This is a genomic window from Bacillus ndiopicus, from assembly GCF_000612805.1.
GTDB lineage: Bacteria > Bacillota > Bacilli > Bacillales_A > Planococcaceae > Metasolibacillus > Metasolibacillus ndiopicus.
Map to the genome: position 1 here is coordinate 767,243 of NZ_HG964403.1, position 13,045 is coordinate 780,287.

Consider the following 13,045-nt stretch of genomic DNA (forward strand, 5'->3'; position numbering starts at 1 on the left):
AGGATGCCCTTACTGACGCACCATTATCAAAAGCTATTTGTTTTTTGTGCATTGATGTTAACGGTTATTGGAGTTGTGTTTGTATACTCTGCCAGTACTTATTGGAGCTCAGTTCATTATGAAGGACAAACGCCTTTTTATATAAGGCAAATTATTTATTTTGTTATTGCATGTATTGTTTTTTTTGCCATTATAAAAGGTCCAGAGCTAACAGAAAAAAAGCTCTTAATGCTCTATTTGTTTTCTTTGGCACTGCTAATTATCGTATTAATACCAGGCATTGGTATTTGGCGTAATGGCTCTCGTAGTTGGATAGGAATCGGTCCATTAACAATTCAACCAGCAGAGCTTGTAAAAATTACGACATTATTGTATTTAAGTACTCGATTGGCGAAAGTTAAATCCTTTGAAAGGGTCGTTAAGTTAGAGCATTTTGTTATCGTATTTTTACCAGCTCTCTTGATTATGCTCCAGCCTGATTTTGGTTCTGTGTTTATTTTAGTCGTCACAGCCTTTATTTTGCTTTTTATCGCAAAGTATCCTATTAAACTATATATTTTTTTAATGTTTGCGGGTGTAGCAGGTTTAACAGGACTTATAATTTCTGCCCCATATCGCTTAAAGCGCATCCAGTCATTTTTGGATCCGTGGTCTGATTCGCTTGGAAGTGGCTTTCAGGCCGTACAATCTTTAATGGCTATTGGTCCAGCCGGATTATTTGGTCACGGATTTTTGCAAAGTCGTCAAAAGTATTTATACTTACCGGAGCCGCAAAATGATTTTATTTTCTCTATTATATTAGAGGAGATGGGGTTTGTTGGCGGGTTAGTTTTATTAATTTTGTTTGCTATTTTATTTTATAGTGGCTATGCGCTATCAATTAGAGCATATAGCTTGGAGCAATTTTACATGATTAGTGCTTTAACGACGATGCTTGTTTTACAAACATCTTTAAACATAGGAGTAGTTATTGGCTTGCTGCCCGTAACGGGGGTAACTTTACCGTTTATTAGCTACGGCGGAACTTCACTTATCGTCATTTGGTTAACGGTTGCTCTTATAATTAAAATAACGAATACAACAGGAAGGAGGAGTAAAAATTGAAAAAAGTAATTGATATAGAAGAGCGCATACCTACACTCCGAGCGAAGCGCAGGCGTCGCTCGAATATTAAATTTATCTTATTAACAACAATTTTCGGTGTAATATTATTTTTACTCCTTTATTTCCAATCACCTTATAGTGATATTAAAACGATTGACGTGACTGGAGGAAGCATTGGAGATGCTACATTTTATCAAGAGCAATCAGGATTGAATGTAGGAGAATCAATGTGGGGATTCAAAGAAGAGGATATTGAGGCGCGTATATTGCAGCAAGATTGGGTCAAGGCTGCCACCGTAAAGCGTAAATGGCTAACGACTGTTTCAATTCAAATTGAAGAATGGAGCAAGGTAGCTTATATAGCAAAGGACAATAATTTTTATCCGATGCTAGAAAACGGCGTAATTTTACCGTTACAGGATCAACTAGTACCAATTGACGCACCAATTTTCCTTGAATTTGATAATGAAAAAGTACGGAAACGCTTATTGAAGGAGCTGGCAAAGCTTAATAAAGAAGTGCTAGCGATGATTTCGCAAATAAAGGCGACTCCAACAAGTACAGACCCTTACGCTGTGACATTATTTATGAATGATGGCTATGAAGTACGTGCGGAAATAACAACATTTGCTAGTAAGCTTAATCACTATCCATCATTTGTAGCATGGATTGAAAAGACAGAAGGCTATGAAAAAGGCATTATTGATATCGAAGTAGGAGAATACTACCGCTCTTATTTGAAAGAATATAAACAAGTAGAGGAAGCAGAGGACGGGCAACAAGGAGTGGAGCAAAATGAAGAACAATCAGAGGAATAACAGACCATCCTTGTTTCAACGTAAATATTTTATTATGCTTATCGTCTCTATTATGATCGGTTTTATCATCGGTATTTCTTATAATTTGACGAAGGATAATAAAAAACTAAGCTCACGTTCGCCGATTTATTTGCAACAACAGGAAACATACCGTGAGGAACTAATTACACAACAAGAGCGTAATAAAGAGTTGGCGGACGAGCTTAATCATTTACAGCAAACAATTCGCAAATATGAAAAAGAGCTAACTTCAAATGCAGAACAACATGAGGATTTAGTAGCTGAGGCTGAACGTTTACGCCTTTTACTCGGCGATATTGCAGGTCAGGGACAAGGTATTCGTCTAACGTTAGCAGACGGTGAATATGATCCGAATTCAACGAATCCGAATGACTATATTGTACATGAAAGCCATATTTTTAAAGTGCTGACAGAGCTAAAAATTGCAGGTGCAGAGGCGATTACAATTAATGGCCAACGCCTCAAAACAAATTCCTATATAAGTTGTAACGGTCCAGTTATTACAATTGATGGAAAACAATCGCCGGCACCATTTGTGATTGAGGCTATTGGAGAACCAGATACACTAGTTTCATCTTTGGAAATTCCAGGAGGAGTTTTTGATCAACTATTAAATGAGCGTATCAATGTTACTTTTGAAAAAAGCAATTTAATTTCTATGCCTTCCAATACGGCAGAAAGTTGAGGGGGGAGGATAGATGAAAAATAATAAAAATCTGCATATTACACTTATTTCTCTAATCATCGGCTTTATGCTCGCTGTGCAGTATAATACGATGCAAAATCCGCAAGAGCGAGATACGCGAGATATTTGGGAAATTCGGCAAGCACTATCTGAGGAGAAAAAGCGGCATTCCGAATTATTAACAAGTATTCAATCGTTAAATGAAGTTGTTAGTAAGTATGAGGATGCTGAATCAAGTAATCCAGAGCTCGTATTACAGGAAACAATTACTGATTTACATCGTCAAATAGGTTTATTGCCTGTCACTGGTCCAGGTTTAACATTAACGATTAAGCCTGCTCAAGAATTAATTGAGTATGGCTATAAGATAGAAGCAATATCACCAGAGCTATTATTTCGTTTAGTCAATGATATATACCGCAATGGTGGTCAATATGTTGAAATTGGTGGACAACGTCTGCTGCACACTTCAGCTATTCGAGATATTAATAGTGTGACTACAATTAATAGCGTACCGATAAGTAAAGCAGATGTAGAAATTAAAATTATTATGCCATCTGAAGAACTAGCGCAAAAATTATATAATTATTTACTTTCCTCTTCATTAATGGACGAGTTTTACATTGATAATTTAGAGCTCGTCGTCAATGATGTAGAAAGCTCTATTGAAATTAAAAATACAGCAACTCAAATAACAAGCAGCTATTTGAGTGAGGCAAATAAAGGGGATTAGAATATGTGGCTGCCACTTTTAGGACTGATTTTAGGTATTGCGCTAGGTCTATTAACGGATATTCAAATTCCAGCAGTATATGAAAATTATTTATCAATTGCAGTATTAGCTGCGCTTGATACAATGTTTGGTGGTATACGTGCAAAATTGCAAGAAGTATATGATGATAAAGTATTTATCTCAGGATTTTTCTTTAACATCGCACTTGCAGCAGGACTTGCCTTTTTAGGTGTCCATATTGGTGTCGATTTATATTTAGCGGCAATTTTTGCATTTGGCGTTCGACTATTTCAAAATATAGCAGTAATTCGACGTATTTTATTAACAAAGCTTGATGAAAGAAAAACAAAAAAGCAAGAAAAGTAATATTAATTACACCTCTGCTAATTTAAGTCTAGATTTTTTCAGACTAGTTAGAGGGAAAAATCAACCTAAAACCGTGACTACACATATCAACGGTTAACCGACCTGCGTCGTGCAATTTTCTTTTAAAAATCTGTAATAAACGCAGCAAGTCTATCTTCATTCAGTGAGTATTTAGTCACTTGTGAAACCAAATACTAAAAAATCATTCATCTAATCATTTAGAGAGATGGGAATATTGTACTGTATGAAGATGAAACTCATTAAAATTTCGTTACAAAAGCGAATAAGCTTAGACAACAGCGAAAAATTGCAATAGAATGAACATTAGGAGTATTAGAAGGAGGTGCAGCGAGTTGAGTCAACAAGATATTTATATTTCGCTGGATATTGGATCATCCTCTATTAAAGTGCTAATAGGTGAAATGAGTGAGCAACAATTACATGTAATTGGTGTCGGTCACGTAAAATCGACTGGAATTCGTAAAGGCGCCATTGTTGATATTGATGCAACAGTTCAATCAATAAAAAAAGCAGTTGAGCAAGCTGAAAGAATGACAGGCATTAAAATACACGATGTAATACTGGGAGTACCAGCAAATCAAACATTTTTACAACCGGTAAAAGGTGTTGTTGCTGTAAACAGTGAGAATCGTGAAATTGGCGATGATGATTTAGAGCGCGTCATCGAATCTGCCCAAGTTATGTCTATCCCACCAGAACGTGAGTTAGTTAACTTAATACCTAAGCAATTTATTGTGGATAATCTTGATGAAATTAAAGATCCGCGCGGTATGATTGGCATTCGTTTAGAAATGGATGCAACGATGATTACGACTTCAAAAACTTTATTACATAACGTGTTACGTTGTGTAGAGCGAGCTGGTTTACAAATTCGAGAAATTTATTTACAGCCTTTAGCAGCAGGCTATTTTGCTCTGACAGAAGATGAAAAAAATCAAGGCACTGCTTATATCGATTTAGGCGGAGGGTCAACAACTATTGCTGTATTTGAAGAAGGCTTATTAAAGCATACAGGAGTTATCCCAGTAGGTGGAGAGCATATTACAAAAGATTTATCAATTGTTCTTAAAACACCAACTGAACAAGCCGAAAAAATAAAAAGACAATTTGGACATGCCTTTTATGATGATGCTTCAGATGACGAATTATTTGAAGTACCTGTTGTAGGAACGGATACAACAGACCAATATAATCAACGCTATATTGCTGAAATTATCGGTGTTCGTCTAGAAGAAATGTTTGAGCTTGTGCTGGATGAATTAGCACGTTTAGGTGTGCGTGATTTACCGGGAGGTATTGTGATTACTGGTGGAGTAGCACAGCTCGAGGGGCTTGCACAGCTTGCGCGGGAAGTGATGCAGACGCGTGTACGTGTATTTGTGCCAGATTATATCGGCGTACGTGATTCAGCGTTTACAACATCGGTAGGATTAATTAGTTATGCATATGCGGATGATAAATTCTACGGAAGAAGTTCTGTAACAGATGTATCACCATATATTGCCGCAACGGCACAGTCGACTCCTACTAAAAAGCAATCTCAGCAAGTAGAATATACAGATAATAGTAATAAAGTAAGCGTTATTGATAGAGCGAAAAATATCTTTAATAAGTTTTTTGAATAGTGAGCTTAGGATAAAAGTCGAGTGAAGTGGGAGGAGAAATAATGTTAGAATTTGATACAAGTAATGATCAGCTTGCTGTCATCAAAGTAATTGGTGTAGGTGGCGGCGGTAACAATGCTGTTAATCGTATGATTGAACACGGTGTGCAAGGTGTAGATTTTATTGCAGTGAATACAGATTCTCAAGCTTTAAATCTATCAAAGGCTGAACATAAATTACAGATTGGTGGAAAGCTTACACGCGGCTTAGGAGCAGGTGCAAATCCAGAAGTAGGGAAAAAGGCAGCTGAAGAAAGCCGTGAGCAAATAGAAGAAGTACTACGTGGTGCAGACATGGTGTTTGTTACTGCTGGTATGGGTGGCGGTACTGGTACGGGAGCAGCTCCAGTTATTGCTCAAATTGCACGTGATTTAGGTGCATTAACAGTAGGTGTTGTAACACGTCCATTTTCATTTGAAGGTCGTAAACGCCAAACACAGGCAATAGGTGGAATTGGCTCAATGAAAGAAGCTGTTGACACTTTAATCGTTATCCCTAACGATAAGCTATTGCAAATTGTTGATAAATCAACGCCTATGTTAGAGGCATTCCGTGAAGCAGACAATGTATTGCGTCAAGGTGTACAAGGTATTTCTGATTTAATTGCAACACCTGGTTTAATTAACTTAGACTTTGCCGATGTAAAAACGATTATGTCTGATAAAGGGTCAGCATTAATGGGTATTGGTATCGCTTCTGGTGAAAATCGCGCAACAGAGGCTGCAAAAAAAGCAATTTCAAGTCCGCTTCTTGAAACATCAATCGATGGTGCGAAGGGCGTTATTATGAATATTACTGGCGGTACAAACTTAAGCTTATTTGAAGTACAGGAAGCAGCTGATATTGTAGCTTCTGCATCAGATGAAGAAGTAAATATGATTTTCGGTTCGGTTATTAATGATAACTTAGATGACGAGATTATTGTAACTGTTATTGCAACTGGCTTCTCAGATGATATATTAGCGCAGCGTCAAAACATGCGACCTAGCATGGGAGTACGTCAACAAGCTCCTGCACAACAGCAGTCGTCTCGTCAAGAGCCTGTGCAACAAGAAGCACCACGTCAAACACAAAATTATCAACAAGAAGATACACTAGATATTCCAACATTTTTACGTAATCGTAGAAATCGAGGATAATAATTTCTGAGGGTGTTAGAAAAGATAAAATCTTTCCTAACACCCTTAGTTTTTGACTTTAATTAGAGCTAATAAGAGGCTCCAGAAAGTCAAAATCCTTAGCCTTACTTATCCATTTTAAAATTGAAAAACCAGCGTAGAAGCCATTGTTGTGGCTTAACAATGCAACTTGAAGTTAATTTAGATAAGTAACAGTTTGTTTCACCATTTATCCCGTATTAACAGGCTGTACTTTTGCGACGAGTAATTGCGGGACGCTCACCATTCCAATCAACTAGAAAAAGTTTTTATCCAATGAAATAGCCAAAAACACATTATTCAATAGCGGATACATAAAAATAATAGCAATGTACCTATTTCATTTTAAGATTCAGAATAAATCAAACCTTGTATTGTGGAACAATCTATATAGAGAGCTTACTCCCTTCAGCAAAAAGTGGGCTATATGTAATTTTAACGATGAATCAAAGAATCTTCTTCAAATAGGACATAGTAAAAATAATATTCTTTATGTGCGTGTTTTTTGGTTAAGACACTTGTTATCAGGCTGTCTCCAGTTGATTGGAGTGAAGATGGCTCGACTCCAACGGGAAAAGGCATAGCGGAAAATCCATTATTTTCGGCCCCCGCCGAAAATAATTAGTTGGAGCTATGCCCCGTGGAAAGCGAGCCAATCGTAACGGAAATCAACTGAGTTTTAGCTTTTTATTGTAAATCAGAACTAATAAGCACATATATCTCTTTCGGCAACCTTAGCCACTGCAACTACCTTCAACCAATCTCCTACCATTTTAAATTTCAACAAAAAGGCCTTAAATCCAAAATTTTAACCATCCAAAGAAAATGACTACTTTTTAAATAACCAACATTTCTAAAAAACACCAATATCTACAGAAAAAGAGGCGTGTTTGCCCACGTTTTCTGTAGCCCCCCTCTCATTTTGTCATTTCACCAATTTTTTTGTATTTTCTTGTCTAAATTTTTTATTAACTGAATACAATGAAGTGACAATTTCTAACATAGCACTAATGGTAAGCTTCTAATTAGGAGGAAGCGATACATGGTTGGCGAATGGCTTGTATTTATAAATACACTATTTAACTATTTACTTGTGTTGTTTATTAGCAAAATTACAAATGTGTATATTACGAAAAAGCGCGCTTTGTTTGCTGCTTTTATAAGCGGTATGATTAGTGCAATTTTTTCACCATCATTATTAATTGGTGTTATAAGTGCTCTTTTATTAGCTGGCATTGCTTTTTCATTCAAATATCGCATTTTACTGAAACAAACAGCGGTACTTGTTGTAGCAACTATATTTCTAGGAGGCTTATTAACAGCGGTACAACCTTTCTTGGCAGGTCGTTCATTGCTTTTTTATATAGTGCTTTGTAGCTTACTCGCTATTTTTAGCTCCAAATGGGCAGAAATAAAATGGCAGAGTTTTTGGCAACAAAAAATACAAGCAAGCTATGTAGTGACATGCAAGTTACATCTAGGTGATACAGAATTGGAGCTACGTGGCTTTATAGATACTGGAAATATGTGTACTGAGCCCATTAGTCAACAGCCGGTACATTTTATTTCCTATCGTATGATTAAGGATAAGCTACCTGCAACCATTAATAATGCCATTACTTCATGGGATGCAGCATCACCTTATAATTTATCGATGTTTCCACGTGAATGGTTGACATCTATCCGTCTTATTCCACTGACAACCGTACAGCAGAAGGCAATTGTACCTGCATTTCGTTTAACAGAATGGACGATTAATGAAAAAAAGGTGACAGGACATTATGTCGTACTAACAAAAAATGATGCCAATTTTCCGCAGCAAGCTGATATGATGCTTCATGTTTTAGCGCTTTCCAATCAACAATAAAGGAGGAGAATGATTGATTCAAAAACTAGTAGCGTATTTGCAAAATATTTGGAGTAAGTTCTTTGCTAAAGGAACATACTATATAGGAGGACATGATTCATTGCCAGTACCATTGACTAGAGAAGAAGAATTAACTGTCGTTGAAGCCTTTATGAATGGAGATTTATCCGCAAGAGATACATTGATTGAACGAAATTTGCGTCTGGTTGTTTATATTGCACGACGCTTTGATAATACAGGCACGCCAATTGAAGATTTGATTAGTATCGGCTCAATCGGTTTGATTAAAGCGATTGAAACGTTTAATAAAGAAAAAAATATAAAGCTCGCAACATACGCTTCACGTTGTATTGAAAATGAAATTTTAATGCATTTGCGTAAAACGAGCCGTATGAAGGGTGAAGTATCGTTCGATGAACCTCTTAACTCAGATGCGGATGGCAATGAATTATTGCTATCTGATATTTTAGGAACCGAGGTACACATTATTACGAATGATGTTGAACGCAAAATTGAACGTCAACATATGTTTAGCGCAATAAATTGCTTAAATCCACGCGAAAAATATATTATGGAATGCCGCTTTGGATTGAATGGTAAGGAAGAAATGACACAAAAAGAAGTAGCCGATCATTTAGGGATTTCGCAATCATATATTTCAAGATTAGAGAAAAAAATAATACTTGAGTTACGAGAATATTTAAATGCGCCAATTGCATAACTTGGATGAATTTGCCGCTCATTTTTACGCATAGCCTAAACTGCCCCGGGACAAACTGAACGAAAGATAATTGTTCGGAGGGGAATATTTGATGAGAACAAAAGTAGAGCTATGTGGTGTAGATACGGCAAAGCTACCAGTTTTAAAACATGAGGAAATGCGTGAGTTATTTATTCAATTGCAAGCAGGAAACATAGCTGTGCGTGAGGAGCTTGTCATTTGCAATTTGCGTTTAGTATTAAGTATCGTAGGACGCTTTTCATATCGCGGCGAGCAGGCAGACGATTTATTTCAGGTAGGCTGTATCGGTTTATTAAAAGCAATTGATCATTTCGATTTAAAGCATAATGTTCGATTTTCGACATATGCTGTACCGATGATTATCGGTGAAATCCGCAGACATTTACGTGACCATCATGCACTTCGTGTGTCACGTTCATTAAGGGATATTGCTTATAAAGCGATGCAGGCAAAGGAGCGATTTATTACCGAAAATCTACATGAGCCAACAATTGAGCAATTAGCCGCTGCGATTGAAATGAAGCCTGAAGATGTTTTATTTGCGCTTGATGCAATTCAAGATCCGGTTTCATTGCAGGAGCCAATTTATTCTGATAGTGGAGATGCAATGTATTTAATGGATCAACTTAAGGGAGATGTATCAGAAGATCAGTGGGTAGATTATGTATCTGTAAAGGAAAGTTTACAAAAATTAGACGAGCGACAGCAGCTAATCGTAGCAAAACGTTTCTATTATGGCGAAACACAAACAGAAATCGCTAAATCACTAGGCATATCTCAAGCACAAATTTCACGCTTAGAAAAAAGTGCAATTGAACTAATGCAGTCGGACTATTTACAGTAGCAGGGTGGCTGTTGGAAAAGCGAGTTAATGCGTCATTTTCCTGACGGCTACTTGCACTTTGATTGTAGTGATGCGATTTAAAACGAAGCATTTGCATTGTACAATAAATATTTATTTTTCAAAATATGTATGGCTATAACGATAAAATCCACTTAGACGCACTCGCTATAAGTGGATTTTTAGCGTTTATAGGAACAGTGGTAATTTAGGAGGGATATTATGCGTTTTTCTGTTGCGCAGCAAAAAGAAATAATTGAAGCTGGAAGTGGCCGCTTTATCGGTTACATTGTAGATGCTGAAATTTGTGAAAGGAGTGGGCTAATTACTGGCTTTATTGTTGCAGAACCAAAGAAAATACTGCACATTTTTCAAGCGGAGGAAACAACAAGGAAAATCGATATTAAGGATATTTTAACAATCGGTAAAGATGTAATATTAGTAAAGGGAGTCATGTCATAAGATTTCTTAGGACAATAGATATAGAGCAAGCTATTCATTGATAAATCACAGTAGGCTTGTTACAATGAAATAAAATAAACTTCAAACAATGCGTAGTTTTTCTAACGTTGATTAAGATTTACAGAGAATTATAACTACATGTATTATCTATTTTTGGCTAAAAGCACTATTTAGAGCAGAATAAATTATTGTTGTAAAGATGGGAATAAAATGGCGAAAATTATTGAAAACTTAAAGCAAATTCAAATTAAAATAAAACAAGCACAAGAGCGAAGCAATGCACAGCAGCAAGTGCACATCATTGCTGTTACAAAAGAGGTAGATGTAGCTCGTACTAATGAAGCAATTGAAGCAAGTTTACTTCATTTAGGTGAAAATCGTCCTGAAGGATTGCTCACGAAAACTGAGGCCATAGAGCAGCCTGTAAACTGGCACTATATCGGATCATTGCAGACACGCAAGGTGAAGCAAGTAATAAATAAAATCGATTATTTGCATTCGTTAGATCGTTTCAGCTTAGCTGAGGAAATTGAGAAGCGAGCTGAGCATGTTGTTAAATGCTTTGTACAAGTAAATGTATCTGGTGAGGAATCCAAGCATGGTTTAACTGCTGAAGAAACAATACCATTTCTCCGTAGCTTAAGTGAGATGACAAAACTTGAAGTTGTTGGCTTAATGACAATGGCACCGCATTCTGATGATGAACAGCTAATACGTTCAGTGTTTCGAAATTTGAAAAAATTACAGCAGGAAGTTGTGGCACTAAAGCTACCGTATGCACCTTGTACAGAACTTTCGATGGGGATGTCAAATGACTATGAAATTGCCGTTGAGGAAGGTGCGACATTTGTAAGAATTGGCACAGCTCTTGTTGGCTAGAAGGAAGGGATAAAATATGAGTATGAAAAATAAAATAAAAAACTTCTTTTATTTAGACGAAGAAGAAGAGATGGAAACAGTACAAGCAACACCAAAAAATTCATATGAGCCGCCAAAGCAACAAGAACAGCCAAAGCCTATCGTTAATAATCGTGTAAAAAAAGAGCGAAAAGTTCAAATACATGAAGAACCAGCGTCTATACAAGCGATAAATAATGTAGTAAGTCTACAAGCGGCAGCATCGTCGAAGGGCTCAAAAGTAATACTAATCGAACCACGTGTTTATGCAGAAGCACAAGATATCGCGGAGCATTTAAAAAATAAACGTGCGACAATTGTGAATTTACAGCGCATCGATATCGATCAAGGCAGACGTATTATTGACTTCTTAAGTGGCACAGTTTATGCATTAGGTGGAGATATTCAACGAGTAGGTGTAGATATTTTCTTATGTACACCAGATAATGTTGAAGTTACAGGCGAAATTTCAAGCTACTTAGAAGATATATAAAATTTAGTGAGGATACTTAACAATGATTCTTTTAACGATTATACCGCAAGTTTTTCTGATTTACAGATTTATACTAATTGGCTATGTTTTAATGTCGTGGATACCAGCAGCGCAAGAGTCAGCAGTTGGGCGTTTTTTAGCAACATTAGCTGAGCCTTATTTAGGCTTTTTCAGAAAGTTCATTCCGCCGCTTGGCATGATTGATATTTCACCAATTGTAGCGATAATAGCATTGTCCTTTATTGAAAAGGGTGTTTGGGTTGTTATTAGCTACTTAATTTAAACATGGAAAAACAGTTGCCTCCTTACTAGGGGGCTTTTATTATACACAGAGATGGAGATTAAAAATGGAGCATTTAATTCAGCATTTCAGGAAGGATGAACAGCCATTTATTGAGCAAGTTATTGGCTGGCAACGTGAGGTAGAGGATCGTTATGCACCTAAATTAACTGATTTTTTAGATCCGCGTCAGCGCTTTATTGTAACTGCTGTTGTTGGACATGCTGACGATTTACAAGTAAAAGCAACAGGATTATTTGATGCAGCTGAGCGCGAGCGTATAATGATTGCGCCAAGCTATTTTGATGCAACTATAGAGGATTTTCAAATAACAGTTTTTCGTGTTAATTACCCAGCAAAATTTGTGCAATTAAAACATCCAGATGTTCTTGGAGCATTATTATCTCTAGGTATAGATAGAAGTAAATTTGGAGATATTCGTGTAGCGGATAGCACAATTCAATTTGCAGTTGCTAGTGAAGTTGCTGATTATGTAAGAACCAATTTAACGAGTATTGGAAAAGTAAAAGTTCATGTGGAGGAGACGGATGGGCAGACACCTCTTATTCAATTAGAAGAGCAATGGGTGGAGCAACTCATCTTAATTTCTTCTATGAGGTTGGATGTTGTAATTGCAACCGTTTTAAACGTGTCTCGTCAAAAATCGCAAAGCTTAGTGACAGCTGGTAGAGTGAAGATCAATTGGACAGTACGTGAAAATGTGAGCTTTGAATTGCAGGAAGGCGATATCGTTTCTGTTAGAGGTTTCGGACGTTTCAAACTACTCATGACAGAAGGACGGACAAAAAAGGATAAAATTCGATTACAAATAGGTCGTTTAGAGCAAAAATCATAATTATTGATTGTTTTTTATGAATAACCGTATTCATAATT

General features: G+C 36.7%; 15 protein-coding genes. All 15 read left to right on the forward strand.

The window, feature by feature from the left end:
• Positions 1-3: 3 nt before the first annotated feature.
• The 15 genes from ftsW (at position 4) to TY13_RS03490 (ending at position 13,007) form a co-directional block, all read left to right on the forward strand.
• Positions 4-1,104 carry a putative lipid II flippase FtsW gene (gene ftsW / locus TY13_RS03420; protein WP_042471695.1) on the forward strand — a complete coding sequence of 367 codons (1,101 nt, stop codon included), beginning with the start codon at positions 4-6 and terminating at the stop codon, positions 1,102-1,104.
• Entirely contained in the window at positions 1,101-1,922 is an 822-nt protein-coding gene (locus tag TY13_RS03425) for a cell division protein FtsQ/DivIB (RefSeq protein WP_042471697.1), read from the forward strand. Before ftsW ends, TY13_RS03425 begins: the two co-directional genes overlap by 4 nt.
• A complete protein-coding gene (locus TY13_RS03430; RefSeq protein WP_042471701.1) occupies positions 1,900-2,628 on the forward strand; it encodes a DUF881 domain-containing protein in 729 nt (242 codons plus the stop codon). Before TY13_RS03425 ends, TY13_RS03430 begins: the two co-directional genes overlap by 23 nt.
• Positions 2,629-2,641: 13 nt before the next feature.
• A complete protein-coding gene (locus tag TY13_RS03435; RefSeq protein WP_042471704.1) occupies positions 2,642-3,361 on the forward strand; it encodes a DUF881 domain-containing protein in 720 nt (239 codons plus the stop codon).
• Positions 3,362-3,364: 3 nt separating this feature from the next.
• The gene (locus TY13_RS03440; RefSeq protein ID WP_042471706.1) at positions 3,365-3,727 is read left to right on the forward strand and encodes a small basic family protein; all 363 of its coding nucleotides are present in this window, start codon (positions 3,365-3,367) and stop codon (positions 3,725-3,727) included.
• Between the two features lie 353 nt (positions 3,728-4,080).
• On the forward strand, positions 4,081-5,373 hold the full coding sequence (ftsA, locus tag TY13_RS03445; RefSeq protein WP_042471710.1) for a cell division protein FtsA: 1,293 nt from the start codon (positions 4,081-4,083) through the stop codon (positions 5,371-5,373).
• A 41-nt stretch (positions 5,374-5,414) separates the two neighbouring features.
• Positions 5,415-6,551, forward strand: a complete 1,137-nt coding sequence (gene ftsZ, locus TY13_RS03450) for a cell division protein FtsZ (protein WP_042471711.1) — start codon at positions 5,415-5,417, stop codon at positions 6,549-6,551.
• A 1,060-nt stretch (positions 6,552-7,611) separates the two neighbouring features.
• Positions 7,612-8,436 carry a sigma-E processing peptidase SpoIIGA gene (locus TY13_RS03455; protein ID WP_042471715.1) on the forward strand — a complete coding sequence of 275 codons (825 nt, stop codon included), beginning with the start codon at positions 7,612-7,614 and terminating at the stop codon, positions 8,434-8,436.
• Positions 8,437-8,452: 16 nt separating this feature from the next.
• On the forward strand, positions 8,453-9,157 hold the full coding sequence (gene sigE / locus TY13_RS03460) for an RNA polymerase sporulation sigma factor SigE (protein ID WP_042472399.1): 705 nt from the start codon (positions 8,453-8,455) through the stop codon (positions 9,155-9,157).
• 91 nt (positions 9,158-9,248) lie between these two features.
• Positions 9,249-10,022, forward strand: a complete 774-nt coding sequence (gene sigG, locus TY13_RS03465; RefSeq protein WP_042471718.1) for an RNA polymerase sporulation sigma factor SigG — start codon at positions 9,249-9,251, stop codon at positions 10,020-10,022.
• Between the two features lie 219 nt (positions 10,023-10,241).
• Complete coding sequence (locus TY13_RS03470) at positions 10,242-10,481, forward strand: PRC-barrel domain-containing protein (RefSeq protein WP_042471720.1); 240 nt, start codon at positions 10,242-10,244, stop codon at positions 10,479-10,481.
• A 210-nt stretch (positions 10,482-10,691) separates the two neighbouring features.
• On the forward strand, positions 10,692-11,360 hold the full coding sequence (locus TY13_RS03475; RefSeq protein WP_042471722.1) for a YggS family pyridoxal phosphate-dependent enzyme: 669 nt from the start codon (positions 10,692-10,694) through the stop codon (positions 11,358-11,360).
• 16 nt (positions 11,361-11,376) lie between these two features.
• The gene (locus tag TY13_RS03480; RefSeq protein WP_042471723.1) at positions 11,377-11,871 is read left to right on the forward strand and encodes a cell division protein SepF; all 495 of its coding nucleotides are present in this window, start codon (positions 11,377-11,379) and stop codon (positions 11,869-11,871) included.
• A gap of 22 nt (positions 11,872-11,893) precedes the next feature.
• Positions 11,894-12,154, forward strand: a complete 261-nt coding sequence (locus TY13_RS03485) for a YggT family protein (protein WP_042471725.1) — start codon at positions 11,894-11,896, stop codon at positions 12,152-12,154.
• A gap of 64 nt (positions 12,155-12,218) precedes the next feature.
• Positions 12,219-13,007, forward strand: coding sequence for a YlmH family RNA-binding protein (locus tag TY13_RS03490; RefSeq protein ID WP_042471726.1), 789 nt, complete (start codon positions 12,219-12,221; stop codon positions 13,005-13,007).
• Positions 13,008-13,045: the final 38 nt, after the last annotated feature.

Coding starts and splice junctions, on each gene's coding strand:
- ftsW (WP_042471695.1), top strand. CDS start 4: ATGCCCTTACTGACGCACCATTATCAAAAGCTATTTGTTTTTTGTGCA.
- TY13_RS03430 (WP_042471701.1), top strand. CDS start 1,900: ATGAAGAACAATCAGAGGAATAACAGACCATCCTTGTTTCAACGTAAA.
- TY13_RS03435 (WP_042471704.1), top strand. CDS start 2,642: ATGAAAAATAATAAAAATCTGCATATTACACTTATTTCTCTAATCATC.
- TY13_RS03440 (WP_042471706.1), top strand. CDS start 3,365: ATGTGGCTGCCACTTTTAGGACTGATTTTAGGTATTGCGCTAGGTCTA.
- ftsZ (WP_042471711.1), top strand. CDS start 5,415: ATGTTAGAATTTGATACAAGTAATGATCAGCTTGCTGTCATCAAAGTA.
- TY13_RS03455 (WP_042471715.1), top strand. CDS start 7,612: ATGGTTGGCGAATGGCTTGTATTTATAAATACACTATTTAACTATTTA.
- sigG (WP_042471718.1), top strand. CDS start 9,249: ATGAGAACAAAAGTAGAGCTATGTGGTGTAGATACGGCAAAGCTACCA.
- TY13_RS03470 (WP_042471720.1), top strand. CDS start 10,242: ATGCGTTTTTCTGTTGCGCAGCAAAAAGAAATAATTGAAGCTGGAAGT.
- TY13_RS03475 (WP_042471722.1), top strand. CDS start 10,692: ATGGCGAAAATTATTGAAAACTTAAAGCAAATTCAAATTAAAATAAAA.
- TY13_RS03480 (WP_042471723.1), top strand. CDS start 11,377: ATGAGTATGAAAAATAAAATAAAAAACTTCTTTTATTTAGACGAAGAA.
- TY13_RS03485 (WP_042471725.1), top strand. CDS start 11,894: ATGATTCTTTTAACGATTATACCGCAAGTTTTTCTGATTTACAGATTT.
- TY13_RS03490 (WP_042471726.1), top strand. CDS start 12,219: ATGGAGCATTTAATTCAGCATTTCAGGAAGGATGAACAGCCATTTATT.